The following is a 26,499-nucleotide window of genomic DNA, read 5'->3' on the forward strand; positions in this document are numbered from 1 at the left end:
CTTGCGGATTCCTCGCTCTTTTTCAAATTAAACTTTGTCTACCTATTGTTTTTATATCTTTGTCATTTAGGTGGGGTTGTTGCATAGATCGAAAAATATCTTCTGCGTGTTATCCTATAGTGGCATTGCCCGCGTGGATCAGTTTCCACTGTCATCCCGTGATTTATTCTATGCCATTCTTAGCAACGGCACAGTAGTGTCCGGAGAAAATTGGAGTATTATTAAAACCGTCATTGCGAGCGGTCGTAGACCGCGTGGCAATCCAGAAAAATAGTAAAAAATAACTAATTTTAGCATTTTTTTACTTCCTTGCTTCGCCCTTATTACTTTGTAATTCTTCTCGCAATGACGAAAAAACCTAATAATAACAACGTTTATTTTTTCTCCGGACACTACTGTAGCAACGGCGGGAATCCAGCATAAAGCGAGATACCTAAGCTTTTATATTCTAAAAAATTGCTGTATTTAGACTTTTTTTCCTAGATTCCCGCCGTTGCTTCGAATGACATATAAGGTACTAGATTGCTTTGCTGGCTATTACGTAACATTTTCACAATAACAATGTTTAACTGTCTAGTACTATAAAGATAGTATATTACACCATGATTTCATTATAACCTAGGGCATCATCAGTATGCTCTTCACCTTCGAGTTCAATATCTTCTTTTAAAGCTTCTTTAGCACAACTACTTAACATATCGTCTTTAGCTTGCTCTTCTTGCCATTTTAAACTTGCTTGTTCAAAATTAACAACTCGTTCTTTTACTTCTTCTAATGTATAGCTTTCAGCCTTTTGTAAAAACTGCTCTATATCTTCTTTTAGGTCTGGATTTTTTTCACTAAATTCCTCAAAAAATTTCTTTACACCTGTTAATAGTTCAGCTTTTTCATATTCTATATCATCTTCAAAACCTTCATCTTCTAAATCTAAAACTTGTTTTTCGGGTTTAGCTTTTACAACTTCTATATTCTTATCCTCTTCAAATCCCTCATCCACAATATTATTCCTATCAAAAACATTAGAAAATAATTCTTTATAATAATCATTCTCAACAATTTTATTATCGGGGTTATTTTTATTATAATTAACGACCACCCTATCAACAATTTCTTTAAAATTTTCATTATAATTTATATTCTTAAAATTAGAGCTTTCATGAATAGATTTGTTTGCTAGCTCTTTAAGTACTTGAAGATTTTCAGTGCTTGAATTACTCATTCCAGAATGCTCTTCTGGAATATAGGTAGCTATTTCTATTAGTTTATCACCAAAAATTTTTTGTGTGATCATTTCATCAGATAATTGCGTTGCATCTAAAATTTTACCTGTTATATTGTTTTTTAATAACTCTATTATTCCTCCACCACAACAAATAGTTTGGTACTCATCATTTGATTCTTCTTTTAATGATAGATACATAGCATTATCAATTTTATAATTATTTTCCTCCAATAATTTCCATGTCATTAAAGCCGGATCATTAGCATACACTCCTCCATCAATAATCGTATGATGTTTAGTGTTAGTTACATTGCTTAATGATTTACTAGGAAAAAATCCTGGTGCAGCAGTTATTCCTTGAATTATATCAGATAGTAAATAATTATTATCGTCACTTTTCCTAGCATCTATTGTAGAAAAAGTAATAAGCGGATTTTCTTTATTATCAAGGTCATAGCCTGTAACTATAACATCTCCGATTAAATCTTTTAAAGTGTAATCCTTACAATATTCTTTTAATAATTTTATTAAAGGTTCTGGAGAAAATTTGTAACTTAATAAGCCGTTTAAGCTCCATACTTTCCTAAAAGTTAATTCCTGCGGAAAAATATCTTGAGCCATTTTTTCAAATAAATCCACAACCTCTTGCATAGTAAGTAATGGTTTATGAGAATCATTAGGATCAGGTATTCCAGACAAAATAGCAATAAGTCCACCAACACTAGTACCTCCTCTAACGGGAAATAATTCACATGTGGGCTTACCAGTTAATTGCTCTATATTGTTTAATATTACTACTTCTATATCCCCTTTTACACCTCCTCCTTCTAATAATAAGAGATCTATTCCATTATCATTAGTTTTTACGCCATCTATTATCTCTGCCATCACAATAACCCCAAAGTTTAATTGTGCAGTAATATATAATAAAAGTTAATAATTGTCAACTTATTGCTATTTGAATACTTAGTATATTTTAACTTGTTAAATAAAGTTACAACTATTAGTAAACTATACTTGATGGATATTTAAAAAACTAAGGGTAGAAATTATGATTGAGTATGATCCTAGAGAGGTAGGAAAGAAAGTTAATTCAATAAAACCTAGTGTAAAAAAGGTGCTGGAGTTTTTTACTATACCTGATCAAAAACAAAATATTGTTCATTATATCCAAGGTAAAATTTTGGAATGTATGGCAAAAAAAGATGTTATTACTGCTGTTGCCCTAATTGATTGCGTTTTAGGTATTACAGGAATTGATGGACAGGAACTTAATTTAAAATTTATAGAACCAGTAGCAATTCAACATAATTATGAAGATTTTGCTGTTAGTTTCTTAGGATCATGTAAAGCTTTAAATTACATTGAAGAAAATAATTAGTATTTATGAAAAAAATATATATAGATAGCTCAAGTTCAGGAGAAGAAAGAGAAAATCAAGTAGTTACTAAAATTAAGCAGGTAGATTATCATAATTATTTATTAGGTAATATATTAAATTTTAAGCATATAAATAATGCTGATGAATTTAAAACTAAACTAGGACTAATACTACATAATTTAGCTGATAGATTATTTAAAAGCTCAATAATTAATAATACTTATCAAAACATTAAAGCTACAAAATTAAGTTTAAGTACTGAAAAATATAATAAAATACTAGATGATATAAAAACTGTTTTTAACAAGCAACTAAATCAGTTATTTATTAATTATAATAAAGAAAATCCTATAATAGATGATGATTATATTGACTTATTTAACTTTATATTTGATAGAAATTTAAAATTACCACAAACTTTTATTTTAAAAGATACAATTACCATCGCTAATGTGAGAGAAATTTTACTTAAAGAATTGCAAAATTCTACAATTAATTTAAAACCATTATTTAAAAATCCATTAGAAATCAATTCAACTTTCAATAATGTAGGGGAAATTTTATCTTATTCAAAACTCAATACTAGGAATATTAAAAACACATTAAAATATATAAAAATACAAGAAGCAAACAATTATAACTCATCTACTGTTTATAAAATTTCAAATTCTCAATTAGAAGTTTTTACAGATATTCATATATTGCATTATAAAACAAGTAACGTGTACAAACAGAAAAGTTTGGATTTGGAACTTATAAAGAAATTTTTCAAGAAATATCAAATAATGAACCATACAAAAAAAACATAATAAAACGTATTTTTGAAGTTGTTCAAAATAAAGAGCATGATAATTTAATAGAATTACCTAAAAAACTAAATAATTTTGCTGAACAACTAACTCATTTATTATTTATAATTGAGATGCAAAGAAATAATGCAACATTATTTACTGCTCCTATATTCCTTGAGCTTGTTGCACAAGATAGCAAATATCTAAAAACAGATTTTTTTCCTATGGCTACTCATACAGCAGTCTCACAAGCAAGAGGTATAGCGTATTCTTATCCTCTTGAACTTCCAAACAGTTATTTTATGGATTATGACACATATAATGTAACTCAAATATTTAATCTAATATATACAAAAAAAGTTCTTCAAGAGAAAGAAATAGATTCAATAAAGCTACAAGAAATACAAGCATTCTTAGGTTCTATAGGGAAGCTAAAAAATTATCCTGCTAATTTAATAAAAGTATTAGAGGAAAATCTACATAATTTAATTCCTCATTTTGGCAGTCGACCAGAACAATATTTACTATTATTTAAAGAAGCACTATTAAAAAAAACCATATTTTCAAAGAAAGTTAAAGATTTGATAGAAAATACATTTTTTGAATTCCAAAAAATATTACCTAAGCTTGACTCTTTTTTAGTCAAAGTCCAAGCAGATTTAAAAAAGGATATCAAGAAAATTATCCCTGAGATTTTACAAATTTTATGTGCGAAGATAAAAGAATGGTACAATATTGATGCACCTGAATATATCACAAATGTAAAAACAGTAGAAGAACTTAAAAATAAAGAAGTATTAAAAGATATTACAGCCAAAATAAATAACTCTAATTCTATATTTTCTCAATCCGGAGATAAATTAAAATTTTCAATACCTCCTATTAAAAGAAAACTAGTTAGTACTGAAAATATTAATAACAAACTTTTAAAAACTCATAATGAAGAAAATTATGATTCAAGTTTAGATGATGCAATAAAAGAATATTATAAGATAATGGGGGAAGATAGCAGCTCTATATCCTTGTAAAACTACTATTAATATTATAATTTTTTTCTGGTCCTAGGACTTGGTAATTAAGAATAAAGGAATCAGGATTTAGAAATATATAGGTAGCATTATAGTGGTCTTTACCGCATAAATGTCTACCTACAGCCTTTATACTCTTCTGCTCTGAAGAATTGGCTCTGCAAAACTTCGGGGAACTTACATGCTTGCCTATTAAGCATGGGCTATGTGTGCTTATCCCTTGTTTTACATTCCAGTTCTTCAAATCATTTGAGTATATATTATTGATGAAATCTAACTGATAAAACAAGCTATTCTCTGGAGTAGTAAAATATTTGATGATATTATTATTTTCCAGAATATATTTATATTCTTTTACTGCAAATATTTGATTATCACAGCCATAATAATTAAAGCTCAGCTCTTCCTTATATAGTAATTCGTTAGGATTAATTTCTAAAAAATACGCCCACCCTTCCCCATAACCATAATTCTCTATGGTTCTTTTAATATCGTACTTCCCAGAAAGTTTTGCAAAGATTTTATTTTTTCCAAAATTCTTCATGAGTAATGCAGTCTTCTAACGGTTCTTTACTAGCTTTAAGAATTTTCTCAACTAATCCAGGCACAGAATAAATAGCTAGAGTTTCTTGCAACCCTTCATATTCTTCTTCTGATATAATCACCGCATTATTATATTTGCCTTTAATAGAGTCTTAATATTACTTCATGAGATTGCCACGTCAAGACTTTGTCTCTCCTCGCAATGACACATAAGCTAATTCTGCAAGATTTTCATCATTAGGTTAATTTCTTCGCGTAATTCTAAGTCACTTTCTAGTAGCTCTTCTACTTTTTTGATGGCATGCATAACTGTTGTGTGGTCTTTTTTACCGAATTTTTTACCTATATCGACTAGACTTTTAGGGGTAAGGATTTTACTTAAATACATAGCTATCTGACGCGGTCTTGCAATAGCACGCATTCTTCTTGGCGATGACATATCAGATAATTTAATATTGTAACGATTAGCTACTTTTTTCTGAATATCTTCAACTGTAATTATCCTTTCATTAGAACGGAGCAAATCTCTTAAAATATTTTGTGTATTTTCGAGTGTTATTTCTTTTGCAGTAAAGTTAGAGTAGGCAATAACCTTATTTAACGCTCCCTCAAGCTCTCTTACATTTGAAACAATCTTAGAAGCTAAAAAATCAATTACATCTTTTGGAACTTTAACGTTCATCTGCTCAATTTTAGACTCTAAAATACCAAGACGTAACTCATAAGTAGTGCTATGAACGTCTGCCACTAAACCCCACCCTAAACGGGATTTAATTCGGTCTTCAATATCATCTAAATCGGAAGGCGACCTATCGCAAGAAATAACCATCTGACGGTTATTATCAATCAGCGTATTGAACGTATGGAAGAACTCTTCCTGCGTACTATCTTTACCACAAATAAATTGAATATCATCAATCATTAATACATCAACTGAGCGAAATTTCTCTTTAAAAGACATTACTTCTTTGTTACGCAAAGCCTTAACAAATTGGTACATAAATTTTTCTGCCGACATGTATATAACCTTACGGCTTGGATTATTCTGTTTTATGTACCAACCAATTGCATGCATTAAATGGGTTTTACCAAGCCCTACCCCACCATATAGGAAAAGAGGATTAGATTCGGAAACTGCACTTGAAGATTCAGCTACTGCTCTTGCAGCAGCATAAGCAAGCTCATTTGGAGCACCAACAACAAAATTATCGAAAGTAAAACGTATATCAAGTGTTGAGAAAATATTTTCTGAATTAAGCTCGCTACTACCAATATCGGCAAAAGTTTTAGTAGGCAACTCAAGAGTTGCTTGATTAGATGCCGGCAATTCTTTAGTAATTATTTCTACTGTTTTAATAGCATTATTATAATGCTGAAATAATTGCAATATAACGACAGAATATTTAGATTTTATCCAATCTCTAATAAAATTAGTAGGAGCACAAAGGATAACAGTATTTAGTGAAGATTCTATAAAATTGACCTTACTAAACCAGCTATTATATAAAGCCTCACCGTAATAGTTATAAAGGTCTTGGGTTACGTTACTCCAGACATTTACACTATTATCATTTTGATTTGTTAAAATTATTTGATTAGTATTCACTTAAAACTGCCACGGTAAGTTATTTTGTTTCCAGCCTTTATTTTGAAGATTTCCTTCGAAACCATCAATAATATTATAACAATTTTTATAACCTATATTAGCCATAAAATTTGCTGCCATTAATGATCTATGCCCTGATCTGCATAAAAAAAATATAATGTTAGACATTTTATCATCAATAATAGATAAAAATCTATCTTCAAAATCTCTATTCAGCTCCATAAAAGGTGATAGCTGCCAGCTTAAAAAGATTACATTATTTTTATTACTCAAACTCGGAACACCCACATGTTTCCATTCTTCTTCTGTTCTAACATCAACAAGAAAAGTATTATTATTTGAAACCAGCATATTATAAGCTTCTTTAGAACAGATATTTTGAACTAACATATTTTGCCTATATATTGCTGTTATATATAATAAAAATGTTTAAACTATTGGATTTTATTCATGCGAAGATGAATTTATTAAGATAGTATAGCTTTCGTAAAACCTTAAATATTTTTAAAATATTCTTAGTCTCTGATAGTTTTAATAATATTATCATAAAAAAATTTTGCAAGATTTTATAACATGAATAAATTAAATAAAAACTCTTTACAAAAGAAACTTTTTTATCGTAGTAAAAATCGTGGCTGCAAAGAAATGGATTATATATTAGGCAATTTTGCTAGTCTTTATCTACCTTTCATGGCGGAAGAAAAACTTTTAAGCTATACTTTAATACTTGATCAAAATGACAATGATCTTTATAATTGGATTACTAATAAATCTTCCGTTCCTTCTAATTTAGATGCCGAAATAATGGAGCAATTACGCAAAATAATAAAAATATAATTTCCCATCATACATGTTACAACAAAAATTTCCACAAGCTGCTAAATCTTTCTTCACAATTGATAGCTTTATAAAGAATTCTAAGCAAGATTTCATTTTAGTTACAAGTAATGAAGAAGAGGCGTTGCAATTATACAAGCAGGCTTTATTTTTTTACCGAGCGAAAATATATATTATTTTCCGAGCTATGATACAATTCCTTATGACCATACGTCACCAAATTGCAATATACTATCTAAGCGAGCCGAAACATTAACCAAACTTACGACCAATAAAGGAAATAAATTAGTCATTACTCAAGCAACGAATTTATTGAATAAATTACCGCCTAGAGAATTCTTTGCTAAATATTATCTAAAATTATTTCCTAAAATGAAGCTGAGTGCAAATGAGTTAAGTAAGTTTTTGGTAGAAAATAGCTTTACGAGGAATGCAAGCACTGTTGATGTTGGAGAATTTGCAGTTAGAGGCGAGATTGTTGACTTAATATTACCTGAATCTAAAGGCTATAGAATTAATTTTAGCTGGGATTATGTCGAGTAAACAATTTGATATTGATACCCAAATCTCAACTAAATCTTGTAATGAACTAATTATTAGTCCAGCAAATTAGATAGTTTTAAATTCTGAAACAATCAGTAATTTTAAAGATAATTACCTGCGTAATTTTGGAGTTAACCATACCTATGAAGCAATAACCGGCGGAAGAAAGTTCTCAGGTTATGAGCAGTTACTACCTTTATTTTATGATGACTATTCCGGTTTAATAGATTATCTTAATAAGCCGGTCATTATCTTTGATAATCTAACAAAGCAGGCTATTTTAGAATTTGAGCATAGCTATAATGATTTTTACAAAGCAAGGCTAGATGCCAATAAGCTTAAATTTAACAGCTTTTACCCTACTCTTTCACCCTCCCAGCTATATTTTACTTCTCTTGAAGCTATAGAATTACTTGAGCAGGAAAATAATATCCTAATTAGTTATGAAAATTCCGAACAGGCTAGCATAGTTGAAAATATAGCAGCTGCAAGCTTTGTAGAAAAGAAAACTGTTTTTGATAAGCTGTTTGAAGTTATCAAAGCTAATTCTCGTAAGAAAATTATTATAGGCTCAAGCGTTTTAAGTAGCTTTGAAAGAGTTAAAAGTATAATCGGAAATTATGAATATAATTATAATCAAGTAGAGTATTTGGAAGAAGCAAATCTTGGTGCAATAAATATTGCCATATTACCCTTAAATCAAAGCTTGTCTACTCCTGAATATTTATTTATTGCAGCTAGCGAGCTATTAGAAGAAAAAGTTATCACTACAAACACTAATAAGAAACTCAAAAATATTTTACTTGAGCTTGATCATTTAGCCGAGGGAGAACTAATAGTCCATAAAGATCATGGTATAGGGCAGTTCTTAAAGCTTGAAGCTTTAGAAATTAAAGGCAAGCTTCATGATTTCTTAAAGATTCTCTATGCCGGTAATGATAAGCTATATATACCCGTTGAAAATATTGAGGTAATAAAGAAATATGGCAGTGATGTTGCCCAGCTTGATAAGCTCGGAAGCGTCTCATGGCAAAAAAATAAAGCTAAGCTTAAAAACCGTATTAAGGAAATTGCCTTGCATTTAATGCAAATAGCTGCCAAGAGAAAACTTAATACCACTGCTGCTATTGAATTTGACCTTGAAGAATATGATAAATTTTGTGCTAAATTTCCTTTTACCGAAACTGAAGATCAATTAAATGCAATAAATGATATTAGAGAAGATTTAAGCAATGGCATGCTAATGGATAGGCTAATATGCGGAGATGTTGGCTTTGGTAAAACTGAAGTAGCAATGCGTGCTGCCTTTATGGTTGCTAAATCCCTAAACGAAAATTCACCGCAAGTGGCGGTTGTCGTACCAACTACTATTCTATGCAGCCAACATTTTGCAAGATTTACCGAAAGATTTAAAGATTTTGGCTTAAATATCAAGCAATTATCTAGTGTTGTTAGCTCCAAAGAAGCAAAGATTGTAAGATCGGAACTTGAAAGCGGTAAGATAAATATAATAATAGGTACGCATTCTTTACTACATAAAGTTACTAAATTTTGTAACCTTAAACTATTAATTATAGATGAAGAACAGCATTTCGGCGTTGGCCAAAAGGAATTCCTTAAATCGCTAAAATCTTCTACCCATGTGCTTGCAATGTCTGCGACTCCAATACCTCGCACCTTACAAATGTCGATGACCGGCTTAAAAGAGCTAAGCATTATCGCAACACCTCCGCTAAATAGGCTGGAAGTCCGCACCTCTGTTATGCCGTTTGATCCTGTTATTATCAGGGATGCATTACTGCGTGAGCATTTTAGGGGCGGTAAAAGCTTTTTTGTCGTTCCAAGAATTAATGATATAGAAGATATCGAAAAGCAGTTAAAGCAAATAGTCCCTGAATTAAGCTATAAAGTAGCACATGGTAAAATGTCACCGAATAAAATTGATGAGATTATGAGCGAATTTTATGCCAGCAAATTCGATATATTAATCTCAACAACTATAATAGAGTCAGGAATTGACATACAAGACGCTAATACTATGATTATCCATAAAGCCGATATGCTGGGCTTGAGTCAATTATATCAGTTACGGGGTAGAATTGGACGAGGTAAGATGCGAGGTTATGCCTACTTAACGCTGCCAAGTCATAAGAAAATGACGCCACATAGCTTAAGACGTTTAGAGATAATCCAGAATAGCTGTGCTCTCGGTTCAGGCTTTACTATCGCAAGTCATGATATGGATTTACGAGGTTTTGGTAATTTAATCGGTGAAGAGCAATCAGGACAAATTAGAGAAGTTGGAACAGAGCTTTACCAAGAAATGCTGGAAGAACAGATAGCTATTTTTAAAGATGAGCCAATAAGCGGTGAACAGCCTTTCATCCCGACTATTAATTTAGGTTTATCGGTCTTTATTCCTGATAATTATGTATCGGATTCAGTTCTAAAGCTTGGTTTATATAGAAGAATAGGTAATCTAAACGATGATTTAGAAGTAGAAAAATTTAAAGACGAAATGATAGATAGATTTGGCAGCCTGCCAACTGAATTTAATAATTTACTTGATATTGTTAAAATAAAATTATTATGCTTTAAGTTGAACATTGAAAATCTAGATTCAGGCGATAACGGTTTTGTAATTAAATTTTATAAAAACGCTGATATGGCTGATAAGATTCTAAAATTCGTCAGTACCTATACTGCTAACGCAAAAATTAAACCTGATAATAAATTAGTATTTATCAAGAAATTAGTAGGTAAGAATATAATTGCTGAGGCGAATCAGTTGTTGTGGAATTTATCGGAGGTTTAAACTGTTTTCTATAACTTGAAAGATAGAAGACAAAAAACTGCCTTCTATCTTATTTTTACTTTTTTTATAAAATTAGTAATGAAAAAGCAGTAAAACTATATTATTATTATTTACTTACGGCATAATTTCATAATCTGGTGTTCCAGTTTGATTTATACCTGTTAATGGTATTTCATCATTCTGCACTACTATGTTTGTTACAGCATATGGTGTTATTAGTGTTGGCTCACAATTACCGGCATAATTTTGTTCCTTGGTTACTAATAAAGTAGTATAATCTTGTTGTAACTCTAAATTTTCACCTTTAAGCTGAGAATTTATATTTTTATAATCCTTAATTACATTTTTCTGCTTTTGGTATTTCCCTACAAAATATCCTAACATTCCCCCTATTGTTATACCGGCTATTCCTATTCCGGTAGCAATTAAAATGTTTCCTGGAGTTAGACAATTACTTTCATTATTATCAAAATAACTCATGGTTGAAAAATTTTCCGTTGTTGTCGGTAATTCAGTAGTAATAGTTGTGGTGGTAGGAATTTGAGAAATAGCCCATTGCTACAGAGCGTTTGTTACCGATTCAATTGAACAATCTTCAAGCCCTAAAAACTCAACTACATCATTTAAAGTTAGCGTACTATATGATTCACTGTTATCGGCAATATTATATTCTTTACCAAAAATATTTGTTGTGCCATTTAATATTTCTTTAGGCTCTAATAATAAATTTTCATCCATCATACCTACAATTGTAGCAGGATTTTCACAAGGTTTAACTGAAGGATGATTATTTAAAAATTTATAAGTATAATCTATAACGCATTTAGTAGTTTTCATAATTATCCCATCTTGATGCTCAGAATTATAAAATGATGAAAAAGTTTCATTGGCTAAACTATGTGTCCCTACTACTAAATCGTTGATTTTTGTTAAAATTGTTTTGGAAAATAAAGGAACAAGGCATTTAAAATTCATTCGTTAACTCTTTTTTTATATTAATTAAATTCATAATAATTAAGCTAATTTTTGCAAACTTAATTATCATGAAGTATGGTTATATAAATTAAGGTTAAGTGATTGTCAATAAAAATTAAGAGATAACACGATTGATTAATACATTATAGTTAATATTTTTTAACTATAAAAAAATGAATCAAAAAAAGTACAACATATTTTTTAGTTGTTATATAATGAAGCCAAAATTTAGTTCAAAGTATTTATTTATGGAACATATAACATTAAAACAACTTCATTTTTTATTTGAAAAGCATAACGTAAAAGGTTTATCAAATAATTCTAAAACTATTAAGGCAAATGATGCCTTTTTTACCATTAAAAATGGTAATGATTTTATTGCAGATGCTTTAGATAAAGGGGCAGCATTAGTTATTACTGATGATAAAAAAAATACTACAAATAAAGTAATCTTTGTAGAAGCCATTAAAGAAACTTTATATGAAGCTATAGAACTCTTCTATCCTAAAAAACCTAAGACTATGATAGCCGTAACTGGTACTAACGGCAAAAGCTCGGTAGTATCATATATAGCTCAAATATATTCGTTACTTGGACAAAAAGCAGCATCTATAGGCACAATAGGCGTAGAAGTTTTTGGCATCGATAATTTTAATGAATCTATAGGCGGGCTAACTACAACTGACTATTTAAGCTTTCGAAAAATCGCTCATAAGCTAGCTGAAAATGGGATAGATTATTTAGCATTTGAAGCTTCAAGCCATGGCTTAGATCAACAAAGGCTTGGTGATTTAAAGGTAAATATTGCATGTTTCACCAGTTTCAGCCAAGACCACCTTGACTATCATCACACAAAAGAAAATTATTTGCTTGCTAAATTAAAGTTATTTACCGATCATTTATCAGAAGATAGCATTGCAATATTAAATTCTGATATAGAAGAAATAGAGTTTATTAAAGACTATTTAGATAAGCATAAGATAAAATATTTATGCGTTGGGAAAAAAGTTTCTAAGAAAGATAACATAAAAATTACTGAACTTACTCATTCTTTATATAATCAAATTATTTTCTTTGATTATAAGGAGTCAAATTATGCTTTTAATACAACTATAATAGGCAGCTTTCAGGCTAGTAATTTATTAATAGCTGGACTTAGTGTTTATTATACCAGTTTTGATTTTAGTAAAGTTATAAGTGCTTTAACTAAAGTTAAAGCCGTAAAAGGACGAATGGAACGAATAGAAGATGCTAATATATTCATTGATTATGCCCACACTCCCGATGCTCTTGAAAAAGCTTTAACTGAGCTAAAAAATATTAAAGTGCGAGGTAGTAAATTAAGTGTAATTTTTGGCTGTGGCGGTAATCGTGATACTACCAAAAGAAAGATTATGGGAAAAATAGCAGCCTCAATAGCAGATAATGTTATTGTGACCGATGACAACCCACGCCATGAAGACCCAAAAGCTATCAGACAAGAAATTATTAGCGGGATAGCAACAACAAACTACATAGAAATAGCTGACAGAAAAGAAGCTATTAAATACGGGATAAATAATTTAAAAGAAGATAATATTTTACTAATCGCCGGCAAAGGACATGAAAATTATCAAATTATAGGTGATGAGAAGATAGAGTTTGATGACGCCGAGGTGGCAGGAAAACTAATGTCATTGCGAGGAGATGCATAGCATCGACGTGGCAATCTCATAAATCAGATAAGACTCCTGAGATTGCTTCGTCGCTATACTCCTCGCAAGGCATTGTTGCGTGGATCAAGAGTCGTCATTGCGAGCGAATGAAATGAGCGTGGCAATCCAGAAAAAATAATAAAAAATACTATAAATTAGCATTTTTTAGCTGGATTGCTTCGTCAATTACTTCGTAATTTCCTCGCAATGACGGAAAAACCGATCCACGCAACAATGCCTTATCGCAATGACGATAAACACGCACAACAACAAAAACACATGATTTGGAATTCTAAAACTTTAAGCGATGCCTTAAGAGCATCAATATCGCAATCTATTATCGCTAACGAAATACAATTTAACTCTAAAGATGTTAAAAAAGGTGATTTATTTATAGCACTTCAAGGCAATAAAGATGGTCACGATTATGTTCAGGATGCCATTAATCAAGGAGCATCCGCAGTAATAGTTAGTAAGCAAGTAGATATATCTGACCCAAGTAAGATTATCCTAGTAGACAATTGCCTAAAAGCCCTAGAGCAGCTGGCTTTGTATAAAAGAAAAAATTCAAACGCCAAATTTATTGCTATAACCGGTAGTGTTGGTAAAACTTCAACTAAAGAAGCATTAAAGACTTTATTAGAACACAACGCACTAACTTTTGCCAGCCGAGGTAATTTCAATAATCATTTAGGGTTACTTATCAATCTTGCTTCGATGCCGGATAATACAGAATTTGCTATTTTTGAACTCGGTATGAACCATAAAGGTGAGATACGGGAGCTAGTTCAAATATTAAAACCAAATATTGCTATGATCACTAATATTTCAGAAGCACATTTGGAGTTTTTTAACTCACTTGAAGATATTGCTGAAGCTAAATGCGAAATTTTTGAGAGCTTTGACAAAGATGAAATTGCCGTTATTAATTCAGGTACTAATTGTTATGATAAAATCTTATCTATATTAAAAAAATTATCTATAGAAAATATACACAATTTTGGTAAATCATCCTCAGCTGAGTTAATTTTATATGAGGTTTTAGGTGAGCAAGTTCATTTAAAATATAAGATATATGACGCGATTATAGAGACTACTATACCCTTTATACCTAAGCACTTTGCTGAAAATTATGCTGGTGTATTATTGATTATATTTTTGCTTAATCAAGATTTAAATAAAGCTGTTAGCTATTTAGGTGATATTCGGTTAACAAAAGGCAGAGGCAAAATTATTAACATAGGAAATAGCAGCATTATTTGTGATTATTATAATGCAAGCCCTACGTCAATGAAGGCTGCCTTAGAATATTTAAAGCAAATGCCTGCCACAAATAAAACCGCTATAATAGGCGAGATGCTGGAGCTTGGGCAGAATTCAGAAAGACTACATAAAGAGCTAGTACCTTATATATTAGATTCAGGCTGTTCTAAGATTTTTTTGGTAGGTGCAAATACTAAATATATTTATGATTCATTACCTGAAAAAATAACTAAAGCATATTTTGAAAACGTTGATGAATTAATTACATCTACAAATGATTTATTCAAAAATGATGAGCTTATTTTGATAAAAGGTTCTAGAGGAATAAAACTTGACAAGATTATTGATTATTACACTAAAGTAAATTAAACTAACTTATACTTTTAAATTTAAACTAAAATATGTTATACAACCTCTTACTACCTTACATTCATAATTCACATATAGCTAACTTATTTCATTATATAACTTTTCGTAGCGGGCTTGCCGTTCTAGTTACTCTTAGTCTTAGTTTTCTTATCGGTCCAAGGCTAATAAAGTTTTTACAAGCTCTTCAAAAATATGGTCAACCGATACGTTTAGATGGTCCTGAATCACATCAAGCAAAAGCCGGCACTCCTACTATGGGCGGTATTATGATTATATTATCCAGCTGTTTTTCTACCTTATTGCTTGCCGATTTAACCAATAAATATATTTGGATTACATTATTTGGTTTTATTAGCTTCGGTATTATCGGTTTTCTTGATGATTATGCAAAAGTAACTAAAAATAACCATTATGGCGTAAAGGGAAAAAGTAAACTCTTACTTCAAGGTATCATTAGCTTAATAGTATGTATTTTACTAGAATATACAATTGATAGCCCTAGTCATATGCTTAACGTGCCATTTTTTAAAAGTTTAAGTATGGACCTTGGTTATTTATATATATTCTTTGCCATATTCGTTATAGTCGGTGCTTCTAATGCTGTTAACCTCACTGATGGACTTGATGGACTCGCAACAGTTCCTATTGCCTTAACTGCCGGTTCTTTTGCTTTAATAAGCTACCTAGTCGGAAATTTAATTTACTCAAATTATCTACAACTAACTTACCTACCAAATACTGGAGAATTAACGATTTTTTGTGCAAGTATAGTAGGTAGCTGTCTTGGATTTTTATGGTTTAACGCACAACCAGCTGAAGTTTTTATGGGCGATACTGGCAGCTTAAGCCTTGGCGGTGTACTTGGAATTATCAGCGTTATTACTAAACATGAAATAGTTTTAGGCATTGTTGGCGGATTATTTGTTATTGAAACAATATCGGTGATTATGCAGGTATATTACTTTAAAGCTACCAAAGGAAAGCGAATATTTAAAATGGCACCATTGCATCATCATTTTGAAAAAAGCGGCTGGGCAGAATCAAAAGTCGTAATAAGATTCTGGATTATCTCTCTCATATTTGTCCTTATTGGATTATCATCTCTTAAATTACGTTAATACTTATGCCGCTAATGTATTAAAAAACATTAATTTTTATTTGATTTCAAGGTTTAAACTCATTATAATGTCTCATTAAATTATAATGAGTTTATATGGCAAAGATAACTGAGCTTGATCATCACTTAAATCAAGAAAAAGAAGCATTAGATAAAGTACTAAGTAACCTAAATGAGCTATGCGAACATAATCAAAAGTTACAAGGCTTTATTGAAATACAGAAAGAAGTTAAAGAACTAAAAAAAGAGCATATTAAATCTCTTTCTTGGTTTAAAAAACTTATAAATACAGTCTCTAATATAAAATATGTTTTTGTAAAAAGTGAGGAACAATTAGCTAAAGACGCTATAGAACAAAACAATAAATTATTAAAGCGTATAGACAATACTATATTATCTATAGCAGATAAGTCCGGTCCTTTAAAACAAGAGTTACAAAAAGAACTTAGAAAGAATTTTGAGAATTTAGCAAAAAAGGACTTATCTAAAGATCAACGTGAAAGGCTTAGCAATTTATTCAATAATGAATATGCAGCTAACCCACAAAAATTTGCTCAATTACCTATGTCTAAACCTTTGCATTTCCCTAATGCAGAAGAATTAGAAAATCAGCATAACGATTTAAAAGTCATCCAGCAAAATTTCCTAAATTTATTGACTGAAAATTCTAATATTGAAGAACTCAAAAAAATACAAAAACAAGTTGCTGAAATTAGAGAGGAGGTACCTTTTACTAAACTTGAAAAATTAAATAATTTCTGGCAAAAAATCAAAAATATTTTTGTCAATAATAGTGAGCAAGTTTTAGCAAAAAATAAAGAAAACAATACTAAAACTATTATAAATATAGAAGAAAAATTACATAAAGCTAATAATAAGTTTTTTGAACTAGTTAGTAATAAAAAGCAAGATATTGAAAATATAATTTCAAAATTACCAGATAGTAAAAGATTAGAGGATATAAGAGAAAATCTTCAAAAGCATATAAACGTAAAAGATACGAATAATATAACTGAACAAGCGAGTGCTGCTCAATTGCAATCTGCTGAAACTAAACCAACTGCTGTTGTATTGCCTAACAATGCTATATCTACAACACCTCCTGTAACTGAAGAAAAAACTTTTACACCACCGCCTCCACCACCTATGCCTACAGGTAATGTTCCGCCACCACCACCTCCTCCCGTTGGTAATAATATCGCTACATCAACACCTCAAAAGGCTAAAGAAACTAACCAGCCTCGCCCAGCAGTAGATACTACAAATTTAATGAAACAAATACAGGGAGGATTTAACCTTAAAAAAGTTGAATATGACGCAGATGGTAAACCTATACCTAAGCTTAACAAAACCATACCTGAAAATAAAGATGGTAATAAAGAAATATCTGATCTTATGAAAGCTACTCTAGATAAAATAAAATCAGCAACAGCATCTAGCGATAGCGAAAGAAGTAATAGTGATAGCGGGACTGATTCAGGATGGGCTAGCGATGTTAGTACTAGAAGTAAAAAAGTTTTAACTAGAAGAGAACGAAACGCTAAACAATCTCAACAAAGGTAGAGCGTTAAAAAACAGGCTTTATCTAGATAATAAAACTAAAGAATAAGTTTCTAGCTTATTCTTTAGTTTTCTTTGTATTTAAAATAAATCAGAATGAGTCCCTGTCCGGTAAAAAATAATAGAATCTTCATCAATTTTATAAATTAATAACCAATCAGCCTCTATATGACATTCTCTTCTACCGATAAAATTGCCAACTAAATTATGATCTTTATATTTTATTGGTAAAGAAACTTTATTGGATAACAACTCTATAATATTTTTTAACTTTTCTAAGTTTTTGCCTCTTTTTTTCATAATTCTTATATCTTTTTCAAAAGGCTTTGTATATATCGGTTCAAGCACAATCTATATACCTAACTTATCAAACATTTCTTTTGTATTTTTTGAAACAGTTAAACCAATTTTATTATCCCCGTCTTCAAAAGCTTTCAAAGTCTCCTTATTTGGAATCTTAACATGCGGTTTGAAAGGCAGTCCGCCGCTATTTATACATTGATTTAAGAATATTCTCATGGCTTCCGACATAGTAATACCCATTTGCTTAAATATTTGCTCAGCTTCTATTTTTGTGTCTTCTGCAATGCGTAATCTGATATCTACGGTATTCATAATACTGCCTATTTTTATTTATTACATCCGCTATTGTAGGACATACAGCGGCTCATGTCAATTTTTTCTTATACAAAATTAAAATATAATAAAACGCAGCAGCAGAGCTAACACTTAAAACTAAGAACAATAAAGCAAAATTACCTATTGTATCACTGTGTAATTTAGAGACTAAAAAAGTTACGGCTGCGATTAGTACATAATATATTGCACCAAATACAGAACCTGCTGTGCCTGTTACCTTAGCATAATCTTCTAAAGCATAACGAAGAGTCATAGGAATCAGTAAATTATGCCCGACCATATGTAGCATCATAGGTGCAAATATCATAATAACCGCTATGTTTTGATCTACCTCTTTATCCTGTAATATTAGAGCATCAATTACGAGCAAGCTACAGCCTATTACACTAAAAATAAGCCCTAAAATCATTACTTTTTGATCATGTACATGACGTTTTTTTATTAAATATCCTCCTAAAAATCCGCCAAAAATACCAGCAAAAGATAACAAGAATGCCAATTTACCGTAAAATGATGGGGCAACTTTCATTTTATCAATGAAAATAAAAGGAGCTTCTATATAAAAACCATAATATATACCGTTAAATGCTCCAATAATAAAAGCATATAACCATAAGCTTTTATCTCTGATAACTACTTTTAAAACTTTAAAATATTTGCTAGTTTGCGAAAAATTTATATAAGGATTCGTTTCAGGTAAAATTTTATAATATAAAATTAATAATACTGTACCTGTAAGACTGAAGAATACAAAAGTGTAATGCCAACTTGAATATTCTATAATATACCCCCCCATAGATGAACCCAAAGAAGGGATAAATAAAAGCCATGGAGATAGGCTAGCATAAACATATGATAATTCTGAACCTTGATAAGAATCACGAGCCATAGCCTGCCCGATAACTGAACCAACACTTACGCCGAAAGCCTGCACAAAACGGGCTAACATTAATGTTTCTATGTTAGGTGCAAAAATGCTAATAATGGAAGATATAGCGTAAATACAAAGCCCAAATAAAACAACCGGTCTTCTGCCATAAATATCGGATAATCTGCCAAGCGTTAATATGCCAAGAGCAAAACCTAAATAATATAGGCTAGATGTGATTTGAGTAGTACTACCATCAGTGTTAAAATATTCAGTGATACTTGGTAGCCCTGAAGTATAGATTGTTTCCGTTATGGGTGATAACGTGAATAAGCATAAAAGCATCCATGCTGGAATCTTCGCAATAATTTTCATAAGTGCTATTATATTCTAATATGCTAAATAATTTAAGAAAAATAAACACTTGTAAAAAATTTTCAATATTATTTAAAGTAAATCTTTCTTTTTCTTTTTCAAGCTGTTTTTCGTGCTGTAATTTATCTAGATATTTACTATAAAACTCATTAGTTATATAAGTTAAATCCATATTAAAATTAAGATGAGGAGAGTCTAAAATAATAGTACAGTTACCATCAATAAAAACTGCTGATTTATTACCCACAAAAGGTATATTTTTTTCTTTCAATGTATATTTTTCTGATAACATACCTAACAATTCATTAAAATTGTTTTTATCCATTACTAAAATTACAGCTTGCACTATATTATTATCATTACATATTATTAAAGCACTTGAAACATTTTTAAAATCAATATCTTTAGTATCTATATAATAGTTAGTACCATTCCACTTATTAGCTTCCATCCTTATAACTTTATATTTTTCTTTCACCTCTTCTAAGGTTGTTTTATTTAATTCAAGTCCTATAGGTTTAGGATTAGCGTAGGAAACTATACCAAAAAACATTATAATTAATATGAGTGAAAACTTTGTAAACATAAAATACCTAATCTAAAAAATTAAAAATAAATCAGTTTAAATAAATTTTCAATTATTAATTTAATCTAAAATAAAAAGTCTATGATCTTTTACTATTTTGCTTATTGCTTCTAACCCTTCAGGATAGTTTTTCTTAACTTTTAATATATCAGTTAAATCATGACCACCGTCAATAATAGCATGATACTCAGGTAAAACAATTTTTAAAAATAATCGCTCTCTTACGCTTAACAGAACATGAGACAAATATTCTTCTTGTGAATCAAATGATGCAAATATTCTATCAAAACGTGCATAAACTTTTGTGTTATTGAATAGATATAAATAAAATTTTATAAATGATTGCTCATAATAATAATATTTTTCTTTATCTTCCTTAAATTTAAATTTCTTTTGATACCATATTATTAGTTCATCATACTCTTCATCAGTAAGCCAATGATCAAAAACCGAAATACAACGAACATTATATTTCTTTCTAACCTTTGTATGATATGCTTTCTCTTCTTCTTCAGTACGCCAAATATAATCATCGTCTATTAACGGAAACATTTGATGAAATTTAATATTTTCCTTACTTAATACTTCTTTTACCATATCCCATATAATAATTAATTAGTTCAGATTGGAAAAAAGCTATGAGTCTGTAAGACCAAGAGCGGCAGCAGTTACTTAATATGTGAGCATCCAACGAGTTACAAAGATGATAACGTCAATTTTTCAAGTAGAGCAAATAATACTTTAAGTATTTATACATTAAACCTAAAATGTACTATATCCCCATCCTGCATTTTGTATTCTTTACCCTCTAGTCGCACTTTTCCCACTTCTTTGGCTTTTGCTTCGCTACCGAGATTTATATAATCTGCGTAACCTATTACTTCCGCTCTAATAAAACCTTTTTCAAAGTCGGTATGAATAATACCTGCAGCACCAGGGGCAAGCGTACCATCTTTAAAAGTCCAGCTATGTGCTTCTTTAGGACCAATCGTAAAAAAGCTTTTCAGATTTAAGAGATTATACCCTTCTTTAATTACTTGACTTAAGCCTGTTTCTTCAAGGTCAATGCTATTTAGGAATTCTTTCTTCTCTTCCTCATCTTCAAGCAAAGCAATATCTGCTTCTATTTTTGAGGAAATAATAACGCTTTTAGCTTCTTCTTTTTTTGCTTGTTCTGCTACTAATTTTGTAAACTCGTTACCACTTGCTGCATCCTTTTCAAGTACATTACATACATATAGAACAGGCTTAGAAGTAAGTAGCTGTAACTGCTTTAGATTATCAGTTCCTAAAGTTTTATTTAGCACTCTTGCAGGTTTACCATCGGCTAATACTTTATGAACCTCTTTTAATAGCTCTATTTGCTCTGCTAAAGTCTTATCACCTGATTTCAAACGTTTTTCGCTTGTAACAAGTCGCTTTTCCACCGATTCTATATCGGCAAGTATTAACTCCATCTCAATTATTTCAAGGTCATGAATCGGATCAACTTTATTATGTACGTGCGTTACGTCTTCATCCTCAAAACAACGTAATACGTGCAATATTGCGTCTACTTCTCTAATGTTTGATAAGAACTTATTACCAAGCCCCTCCCCTTTGCTTGCACCTTTAACAAGACCTGCAATATCGACAAATTCGATATAAGATGGAATAATTTTTTTACTTCCTACAAGTGCGGCAAGCTTTTGTAAACGCTCATCAGGTACTGAAACAACGGCACTATTTGGCTCAATCGTACAAAACGGATAATTAGCAGCTTCAGCTGCCACGCTTGCCGTTAAAGCATTAAATAACGTTGACTTACCGACATTCGGCAAACCCACAATTCCTAATTTTAATGTCATAAATCTTTTTTATTGTGATGTTAATTATATTATTAATGAGTATTCTTGTATTTTTTTTAGTTCTTGTTGTATTAATTTTTTTGTATCTTCAACTTTTCTATATGTTGTTGCTATTTCTTGTTGTTTTTCAATATCAAATTCACCGGTTGAAGTTATAGGAATCGAAATTATTGCGTTTTCAACGATTGAAGTAGAAACCTCAGTAAATTCATCTTCTCCTCTTTCACCTTTTCTACCTTTAGCTAAATCTCTTAAAATAGGTTCTAAGCTATACTTAACAAAATCGATATCTATTTTATTATTTTTTGAAATTAATACTCCTCTATTTCCATTGATTGAAAAATTTCCTTCTATGATCTTGATATACCCTGCAAACCCGGTCGTTGTCCAAGTAAGATATTTTCCGTTATAATCATAATTATTGATATAAGTGAGCGGTGCTAAATTTGAAGCAGAATAAACAGGATATTCACCCTTATATAATTGTCCGTAACTCTTGGTATATTTTGATAAACCTTTTTGTATTGTAAAAAAATCTCCAATTTTAACATCTTTACTTTGGACTATATTGAAGTTATTTTGTATTACGTTTATTTCTTTTAAAATTTGTTCATATTCCTTTATTTTTTTCAAGTTCAGCAACAATATTATGTTGTTCAACAACATGTTGTTGAGTCTCTAAATCAAATACCCCACCATCAACAGGTATAGCTAATTCAAGGTCTGATATTTTGCCAATAGTCGGTTTATTTTCCCAATTAAAATTTTGTTCCGCTAATATATTTTTTACTAATATTGTTAGATAACGATAATCTAAATTATTATTTTTTCTTATCAATAACCTTGCATCTGAATTAATATTAAATTTGTGTTTCTCGCGATAAAATACTGTTCCGGCATAAACCCCGTTTGTGGTGATTTGAATACACTCTGTGTCATAATCAAATGAATCTATCATACCGAATATCCCAACTTTTTTTGTATTTGATGAGTAAACAGGATATTCTCCTTTGTTTTTATCAAGATATCTTTTTGTAAGCTTTGAATTTCCACTCTTTATATGAAATAATTCATTTAACTTGAACTTTAAAAATTGTTTGTCTACTTTAAAGTTTTTTTTCTCCAATTTCTTTAAGAATCTTACTAAAATTTTCAAAAGTATTAGCCATATCTGACATTAGTAAACTAAATTCCAAAACATCTACTGTTTTATTTTCTTTTTCAATTCCTAATGCAATTTTCTCTTCTTTATTCCACCATCTATCAATAGCCCAATGAACATTTGGCTCAAATTTTTCTATTGGAACTATTTTACACCGCATATCAGTATTAATAGCTTTAAATGCTTTTTTATCACCTTTAAAAAAATTATAGAGTGTAGTAGCTTCTATAAGATCATTTTGCTCAATATCAAAACGATAAACATCATGACTTTCACCAATTTCGCTCACCAAATAAGTAAAAACCGGATCACTTTGAATATCTGATTTATTAGTCTTTTTAGTTATACATAATATATATGTCTTTTTGTTTGTGGTAAAAAATGTATTTAACGGCAGCGATATTATTCCATCAATAAAACACTCTTGACGTAATAGTGCTCTTAGGTTTGTACCATTCTGACGATTAAATATACCGTCGGGAACAATAATAAAAGCTTTGCCATTCGGCTTTAAAGCTCTAACTATCCATTCCATAAATAGCCCTTCAACACCTATAGCATTAACCTTATAATATTTTTTTAAAGCACTATCTTTTTGTATTTCTTCCTTTAAGTTGCTGCTACCACTAGTAACATATGGAGGGTTTGTAAGGATTAGATCATATACATCTTCAACAGGATCGTTTAATGTCCCTAAAATTGAATTTGTCTTAAGAGTAAATGTAGAATTAAATAATTCTGCAAATTTCTTCGTATGATTTGGATAATTTTTTATAATTTCACTAAAATAAATTAGCATATTAGCTTTTGCAAGTATAATTGTTTTTTGCTCGTCTTTATCAAACCCTTTATCAAAACCATGAATAGTTATCCTAGAGATTATTTTGTCATCTTCAACTTGATAAAAACGATCTAATTTACCTTTTATAGGCTCTAACAAAAACTTTCCAACGCCGCAAGCAGGATCGCATATAACTGCTCCCTCTTTAATTTCATCACGAGTAATCATTTCTATTGCCCGAACTACTTTCATTGGAGTAAAAAATTGACCCCAGTTTTTTTTGCTAATACTTTCTTTTAAAAAGCTCTCAAATAATTTACTTTTAAAATCGTAATCAATATGTTCAAGCCGACCATATTTATTGAATTTATCAAGTACTTTGAAAAACACGGTACTATAACCTGCAACAGCTTTCTGATCTTTACTTACAAATATTGAACCGTTAATTATAGTTGTATTATCTAGTGGATTATATGGAAATAATTCCTTTATTTTTTTTCTTATATTATCAACATAGAAAATTAATACTTCATCATGAGTATCTGTTGCGTACATTTCCATTAAAGAATAAAAGCTATTTCTAGATTTTAAAATACCAAGATCACTAAGATATTTAAATATAAAAAGCTCTACAAAAGTATAAAGACAGTTCTCGGGAGTAGCACCGCTAACACTCCAAACATCTTGCCATATAGAACTTGCTAAACAAGTCGGGTTTACTAATTTTGGTGATAGTAATTGATTATTAGTCTCATTAATTGAATAGCTAATTTTTTCTATAAGTACCGGAAGCTGTTCGTTAAACGGGTCAAATAGTAGAGAAATATTTTTATATTATAAATCTTTCCTTAAATGATATGAAACTGAATCTTTTTCATAGCCATGTCTTGTGAATTCAAGTTTATATCCTAATTTTTCATAAAATGGTTTAGCCTGAAAATCCATAGTCGATAAAACAATAAAAGTACAACCACGTTCACGTGCCAATTCTTCAGCTTTTTTTATCAATAAACTTCCGTAATTTTGATTTCTATGATTTTTATCCACAAGTAATGAAGTAATGTACAAACTACCCCACAAACTCACACCACCGACCCCTGCAATAAAATTTTTATCTTGATCTAACAAAGAAAATGAAAAGGATTGTAAATCTCCTATTAAGCCTTTTTTCTCTCGTGCATCTTTATTAAAAGCATCCCAAATTATAGCTGAATAGGCTTTATCCATTTCTTCGGCATATATAATTTCAAAATCTTGGGTCATAATTTATCTTTTTATTCATTTTTAGCTAATTGGATATTTTTAACTTCACATTGTCATCCCGTGGCGGCACTGTTGCGTGGATCGAAAAGCATCCTCGGTGTCATACCATGGCTTGTCCATGGTATCCAGAAAATAATAAAAAATACTAATTTTATTAGTATTTTTAACTGGATCCCGCGATCAAGTCGCGGGATGACAACTGGAAAATCGATCCATGCAACAACGCTGCCACGGGATGACACCGAACACTATTTCATGAGATTGCTGCATCGATGCTACGCATCTCCTCGCAATGACAATCAAAATACTTAAACCATTTTACTCTTAAACTCTTCTAGTTTATTCTCTAATATTAAATTAAAGTTATCGGTTATTTTATCTATAGCCTGCTCTGCTAGTACATATTCAGATTTAGGAAAGTTATTTAGCACATAATCAGCTACATCCTGACTGTTTTGCGGTCTACCAACACCAATTCTAATACGGTTATAATTATTTCCTATAATTCCATCAATGGACTTTAAACCGTTATGTCCACCATTTCCACCACCAGTTTTAAACTTTATTTTACCCAATTCTAAATCAATATCATCATGAATAACAAAGATTTTTTCAAGAGGAATATTATAATATGTTTTTACTGCTATCACCGACTTACCCGATAAATTCATGTAAGTAGTAGGTTTTATGAATATTAGCTTCTGCCCACTATTAGTACTTTCAGCAATTTCGCAATGAAATTTTTTCTTTACGCTAAATGATGCATCATATTGTTTTGCTATATTTTCTAAAGCAATAAAGCCAATATTATGCCTTGTATGCTCATACTCTTTACCTGGATTACCAAGACCAATAATAAGCATCATAATATTATACTCGTTTAATATGGAAAATTTTAAAGATATATATGATTTGAAATAGAATTAGGATGTGCGTATTTTGTTCTTGTGCGAATCTTACTCCTATGTGGTCATTTCCGCTTAAGGCTTACCCCGCGTGGGTTCAAAAGCACCCTAAGGTAGTCATCTAGTTGCTTGGGAACTAGATCCAGAAAATAATAAAAAATACTAATTTTATTAGTATTTTTAACTGGATACCTTGGAGCCGGTCTTATTGCATGACTCCTCCAATGTCATTCCCAGCAACGGCGGGAATCCAGTCAATTATATTGTCATCCCGTGACTTGATCACGGGATCTTGTGCCATAGAATGTGTCCTGAGATACCGCAGTCAA

26 protein-coding genes and 1 pseudogene are annotated in these 26,499 nt (G+C 30.5%); 9 read left to right on the forward strand and 18 right to left on the reverse strand.

From position 1 onward, the window contains the following. Window positions 1-595: 595 nt before the first annotated feature. Window positions 596-2,110: a patatin-like phospholipase family protein gene (locus AAHF54_RS04975; protein WP_342169883.1), complete on the reverse strand. Its 1,515-nt coding sequence runs from the start codon at window positions 2,108-2,110 to the stop codon at window positions 596-598. A 163-nt stretch (window positions 2,111-2,273) separates the two neighbouring features. Here AAHF54_RS04975 and AAHF54_RS04980 point away from each other — a divergent pair, with 163 nt between their 5' ends. The 3 genes from AAHF54_RS04980 to AAHF54_RS04990 all read left to right on the forward strand — a co-directional run bounded on the left by AAHF54_RS04980 (window position 2,274) and on the right by AAHF54_RS04990 (window position 4,422). Next, complete coding sequence (locus AAHF54_RS04980) at window positions 2,274-2,603, forward strand: hypothetical protein (RefSeq protein WP_341788199.1); 330 nt, start codon at window positions 2,274-2,276, stop codon at window positions 2,601-2,603. A 5-nt stretch (window positions 2,604-2,608) separates the two neighbouring features. After that, entirely contained in the window at window positions 2,609-3,412 is an 804-nt protein-coding gene (locus tag AAHF54_RS04985; protein WP_341788200.1) for a hypothetical protein, read from the forward strand. Window positions 3,413-3,525: 113 nt separating this feature from the next. Beyond that, window positions 3,526-4,422 carry a hypothetical protein gene (locus tag AAHF54_RS04990; RefSeq protein ID WP_342169884.1) on the forward strand — a complete coding sequence of 299 codons (897 nt, stop codon included), beginning with the start codon at window positions 3,526-3,528 and terminating at the stop codon, window positions 4,420-4,422. Here AAHF54_RS04990 and AAHF54_RS04995 read toward each other — a convergent pair. The 4 genes from AAHF54_RS04995 to AAHF54_RS05010 form a co-directional block, all read right to left on the reverse strand. Next, the gene (locus AAHF54_RS04995) at window positions 4,409-4,966 is read right to left on the reverse strand and encodes a DUF6314 family protein (RefSeq protein ID WP_342169885.1); all 558 of its coding nucleotides are present in this window, start codon (window positions 4,964-4,966) and stop codon (window positions 4,409-4,411) included. The genes AAHF54_RS04990 and AAHF54_RS04995 overlap by 14 nt on opposite strands. Beyond that, on the reverse strand, window positions 4,944-5,087 hold the full coding sequence (locus tag AAHF54_RS05000; RefSeq protein ID WP_341788203.1) for a hypothetical protein: 144 nt from the start codon (window positions 5,085-5,087) through the stop codon (window positions 4,944-4,946). The genes AAHF54_RS04995 and AAHF54_RS05000 overlap by 23 nt, the downstream gene beginning before the upstream one ends. A 92-nt stretch (window positions 5,088-5,179) precedes the next feature. Next, the gene (dnaA, locus tag AAHF54_RS05005) at window positions 5,180-6,571 is read right to left on the reverse strand and encodes a chromosomal replication initiator protein DnaA (protein WP_341788204.1); all 1,392 of its coding nucleotides are present in this window, start codon (window positions 6,569-6,571) and stop codon (window positions 5,180-5,182) included. Continuing rightward, the gene (locus tag AAHF54_RS05010; protein ID WP_341788205.1) at window positions 6,572-6,961 is read right to left on the reverse strand and encodes a rhodanese-like domain-containing protein; all 390 of its coding nucleotides are present in this window, start codon (window positions 6,959-6,961) and stop codon (window positions 6,572-6,574) included. 183 nt (window positions 6,962-7,144) lie between these two features. On the opposite strand from AAHF54_RS05010, the gene AAHF54_RS05015 reads away from it, so the two are divergent. Then, entirely contained in the window at window positions 7,145-7,408 is a 264-nt protein-coding gene (locus AAHF54_RS05015; protein WP_341794344.1) for a succinate dehydrogenase assembly factor 2, read from the forward strand. A gap of 13 nt (window positions 7,409-7,421) precedes the next feature. Continuing rightward, window positions 7,422-10,766, forward strand: a pseudogene (gene mfd / locus AAHF54_RS05020) (transcription-repair coupling factor). A 114-nt stretch (window positions 10,767-10,880) separates the two neighbouring features. On the opposite strand, the gene AAHF54_RS05025 reads toward mfd, so the two are convergent. Both AAHF54_RS05025 and AAHF54_RS05030 read right to left on the reverse strand, forming a co-directional pair. Then, on the reverse strand, window positions 10,881-11,246 hold the full coding sequence (locus AAHF54_RS05025; RefSeq protein WP_342169886.1) for a hypothetical protein: 366 nt from the start codon (window positions 11,244-11,246) through the stop codon (window positions 10,881-10,883). 78 nt (window positions 11,247-11,324) lie between these two features. Next, window positions 11,325-11,741 (reverse strand): hypothetical protein, encoded by a 417-nt coding sequence (locus tag AAHF54_RS05030; RefSeq protein WP_342169887.1) that lies wholly within the window; start codon window positions 11,739-11,741, stop codon window positions 11,325-11,327. A gap of 248 nt (window positions 11,742-11,989) precedes the next feature. Between AAHF54_RS05030 and AAHF54_RS05035 the strand changes: the two genes are divergently transcribed. The 4 genes from AAHF54_RS05035 to AAHF54_RS05050 all read left to right on the forward strand — a co-directional run bounded on the left by AAHF54_RS05035 (window position 11,990) and on the right by AAHF54_RS05050 (window position 17,747). Beyond that, window positions 11,990-13,435, forward strand: a complete 1,446-nt coding sequence (locus AAHF54_RS05035; protein WP_341788208.1) for a UDP-N-acetylmuramoyl-L-alanyl-D-glutamate--2,6-diaminopimelate ligase — start codon at window positions 11,990-11,992, stop codon at window positions 13,433-13,435. 279 nt (window positions 13,436-13,714) lie between these two features. Next, a complete protein-coding gene (locus AAHF54_RS05040; RefSeq protein WP_341789232.1) occupies window positions 13,715-15,067 on the forward strand; it encodes a UDP-N-acetylmuramoyl-tripeptide--D-alanyl-D-alanine ligase in 1,353 nt (450 codons plus the stop codon). A gap of 32 nt (window positions 15,068-15,099) precedes the next feature. Next, complete coding sequence (gene mraY, locus AAHF54_RS05045; RefSeq protein ID WP_341788209.1) at window positions 15,100-16,185, forward strand: phospho-N-acetylmuramoyl-pentapeptide-transferase; 1,086 nt, start codon at window positions 15,100-15,102, stop codon at window positions 16,183-16,185. 95 nt (window positions 16,186-16,280) lie between these two features. Further along, entirely contained in the window at window positions 16,281-17,747 is a 1,467-nt protein-coding gene (locus AAHF54_RS05050; protein WP_342169888.1) for an Arp2/3 complex-activating protein rickA, read from the forward strand. Between the two features lie 78 nt (window positions 17,748-17,825). On the opposite strand, the gene AAHF54_RS05055 is transcribed toward AAHF54_RS05050, so the two are convergent. The 11 genes from AAHF54_RS05055 to pth form a co-directional block, all read right to left on the reverse strand. Continuing rightward, window positions 17,826-18,092: a type II toxin-antitoxin system YafQ family toxin gene (locus AAHF54_RS05055; protein ID WP_341788211.1), complete on the reverse strand. Its 267-nt coding sequence runs from the start codon at window positions 18,090-18,092 to the stop codon at window positions 17,826-17,828. 3 nt (window positions 18,093-18,095) lie between these two features. Beyond that, on the reverse strand, window positions 18,096-18,359 hold the full coding sequence (locus tag AAHF54_RS05060; RefSeq protein WP_342169889.1) for a type II toxin-antitoxin system RelB/DinJ family antitoxin: 264 nt from the start codon (window positions 18,357-18,359) through the stop codon (window positions 18,096-18,098). 52 nt (window positions 18,360-18,411) lie between these two features. Next, the gene (locus tag AAHF54_RS05065) at window positions 18,412-19,626 is read right to left on the reverse strand and encodes a Bcr/CflA family efflux MFS transporter (protein ID WP_342169890.1); all 1,215 of its coding nucleotides are present in this window, start codon (window positions 19,624-19,626) and stop codon (window positions 18,412-18,414) included. Beyond that, a complete protein-coding gene (locus AAHF54_RS05070; protein ID WP_341788214.1) occupies window positions 19,523-20,212 on the reverse strand; it encodes a hypothetical protein in 690 nt (229 codons plus the stop codon). Before AAHF54_RS05070 ends, AAHF54_RS05065 begins: the two co-directional genes overlap by 104 nt. 60 nt (window positions 20,213-20,272) lie before the next feature. Beyond that, window positions 20,273-20,809, reverse strand: a complete 537-nt coding sequence (locus AAHF54_RS05075; RefSeq protein WP_341788215.1) for a hypothetical protein — start codon at window positions 20,807-20,809, stop codon at window positions 20,273-20,275. 152 nt (window positions 20,810-20,961) lie between these two features. Beyond that, window positions 20,962-22,059 carry a redox-regulated ATPase YchF gene (gene ychF, locus AAHF54_RS05080; RefSeq protein ID WP_341788216.1) on the reverse strand — a complete coding sequence of 366 codons (1,098 nt, stop codon included), beginning with the start codon at window positions 22,057-22,059 and terminating at the stop codon, window positions 20,962-20,964. A 24-nt stretch (window positions 22,060-22,083) separates the two neighbouring features. Continuing rightward, complete coding sequence (locus tag AAHF54_RS05085) at window positions 22,084-22,692, reverse strand: restriction endonuclease subunit S (protein WP_342169891.1); 609 nt, start codon at window positions 22,690-22,692, stop codon at window positions 22,084-22,086. Continuing rightward, on the reverse strand, window positions 22,670-23,185 hold the full coding sequence (locus tag AAHF54_RS05090; RefSeq protein ID WP_342169892.1) for a restriction endonuclease subunit S: 516 nt from the start codon (window positions 23,183-23,185) through the stop codon (window positions 22,670-22,672). The genes AAHF54_RS05085 and AAHF54_RS05090 overlap by 23 nt, the downstream gene beginning before the upstream one ends. After that, window positions 23,166-24,557 carry a class I SAM-dependent DNA methyltransferase gene (locus AAHF54_RS05095; RefSeq protein ID WP_342169893.1) on the reverse strand — a complete coding sequence of 464 codons (1,392 nt, stop codon included), beginning with the start codon at window positions 24,555-24,557 and terminating at the stop codon, window positions 23,166-23,168. Before AAHF54_RS05095 ends, AAHF54_RS05090 begins: the two co-directional genes overlap by 20 nt. A 279-nt stretch (window positions 24,558-24,836) precedes the next feature. Then, complete coding sequence (locus tag AAHF54_RS05100) at window positions 24,837-25,265, reverse strand: GNAT family N-acetyltransferase (protein ID WP_341788219.1); 429 nt, start codon at window positions 25,263-25,265, stop codon at window positions 24,837-24,839. A 308-nt stretch (window positions 25,266-25,573) separates the two neighbouring features. Next, a complete protein-coding gene (pth, locus tag AAHF54_RS05105) occupies window positions 25,574-26,131 on the reverse strand; it encodes an aminoacyl-tRNA hydrolase (protein ID WP_341788220.1) in 558 nt (185 codons plus the stop codon). Window positions 26,132-26,499: the final 368 nt, after the last annotated feature.

Origin of the sequence: Rickettsia endosymbiont of Seladonia tumulorum (assembly GCF_964030815.1) — a bacterium.
In the GTDB taxonomy this organism is placed as follows: Bacteria; Pseudomonadota; Alphaproteobacteria; order Rickettsiales; family Rickettsiaceae; genus Rickettsia.

Excerpts from the sequence above, each read along its gene's own strand:
- AAHF54_RS05065 (WP_342169890.1), bottom strand. The coding sequence starts at position 19,626 with ATGAAAATTATTGCGAAGATTCCAGCATGGATGCTTTTATGCTTATTC.
- AAHF54_RS05030 (WP_342169887.1), bottom strand. The coding sequence starts at position 11,741 with ATGAATTTTAAATGCCTTGTTCCTTTATTTTCCAAAACAATTTTAACA.
- AAHF54_RS05040 (WP_341789232.1), top strand. The coding sequence starts at position 13,715 with ATGATTTGGAATTCTAAAACTTTAAGCGATGCCTTAAGAGCATCAATA.
- AAHF54_RS04975 (WP_342169883.1), bottom strand. The coding sequence starts at position 2,110 with ATGGCAGAGATAATAGATGGCGTAAAAACTAATGATAATGGAATAGAT.
- AAHF54_RS05025 (WP_342169886.1), bottom strand. The coding sequence starts at position 11,246 with ATGAGTTATTTTGATAATAATGAAAGTAATTGTCTAACTCCAGGAAAC.
- AAHF54_RS04990 (WP_342169884.1), top strand. The coding sequence starts at position 3,526 with ATGCAAAGAAATAATGCAACATTATTTACTGCTCCTATATTCCTTGAG.
- AAHF54_RS05060 (WP_342169889.1), bottom strand. The coding sequence starts at position 18,359 with ATGAATACCGTAGATATCAGATTACGCATTGCAGAAGACACAAAAATA.
- AAHF54_RS05095 (WP_342169893.1), bottom strand. The coding sequence starts at position 24,557 with ATGTACGCAACAGATACTCATGATGAAGTATTAATTTTCTATGTTGAT.
- AAHF54_RS05070 (WP_341788214.1), bottom strand. The coding sequence starts at position 20,212 with ATGTTTACAAAGTTTTCACTCATATTAATTATAATGTTTTTTGGTATA.
- AAHF54_RS05075 (WP_341788215.1), bottom strand. The coding sequence starts at position 20,809 with ATGGTAAAAGAAGTATTAAGTAAGGAAAATATTAAATTTCATCAAATG.
- AAHF54_RS04995 (WP_342169885.1), bottom strand. The coding sequence starts at position 4,966 with ATGAAGAATTTTGGAAAAAATAAAATCTTTGCAAAACTTTCTGGGAAG.
- AAHF54_RS04985 (WP_341788200.1), top strand. The coding sequence starts at position 2,609 with ATGAAAAAAATATATATAGATAGCTCAAGTTCAGGAGAAGAAAGAGAA.
- AAHF54_RS05100 (WP_341788219.1), bottom strand. The coding sequence starts at position 25,265 with ATGACCCAAGATTTTGAAATTATATATGCCGAAGAAATGGATAAAGCC.
- pth (WP_341788220.1), bottom strand. The coding sequence starts at position 26,131 with ATGATGCTTATTATTGGTCTTGGTAATCCAGGTAAAGAGTATGAGCAT.
- AAHF54_RS05015 (WP_341794344.1), top strand. The coding sequence starts at position 7,145 with ATGAATAAATTAAATAAAAACTCTTTACAAAAGAAACTTTTTTATCGT.
- ychF (WP_341788216.1), bottom strand. The coding sequence starts at position 22,059 with ATGACATTAAAATTAGGAATTGTGGGTTTGCCGAATGTCGGTAAGTCA.
- AAHF54_RS05050 (WP_342169888.1), top strand. The coding sequence starts at position 16,281 with ATGGCAAAGATAACTGAGCTTGATCATCACTTAAATCAAGAAAAAGAA.
- AAHF54_RS04980 (WP_341788199.1), top strand. The coding sequence starts at position 2,274 with ATGATTGAGTATGATCCTAGAGAGGTAGGAAAGAAAGTTAATTCAATA.
- AAHF54_RS05010 (WP_341788205.1), bottom strand. The coding sequence starts at position 6,961 with ATGTTAGTTCAAAATATCTGTTCTAAAGAAGCTTATAATATGCTGGTT.
- mraY (WP_341788209.1), top strand. The coding sequence starts at position 15,100 with ATGTTATACAACCTCTTACTACCTTACATTCATAATTCACATATAGCT.
- AAHF54_RS05035 (WP_341788208.1), top strand. The coding sequence starts at position 11,990 with ATGGAACATATAACATTAAAACAACTTCATTTTTTATTTGAAAAGCAT.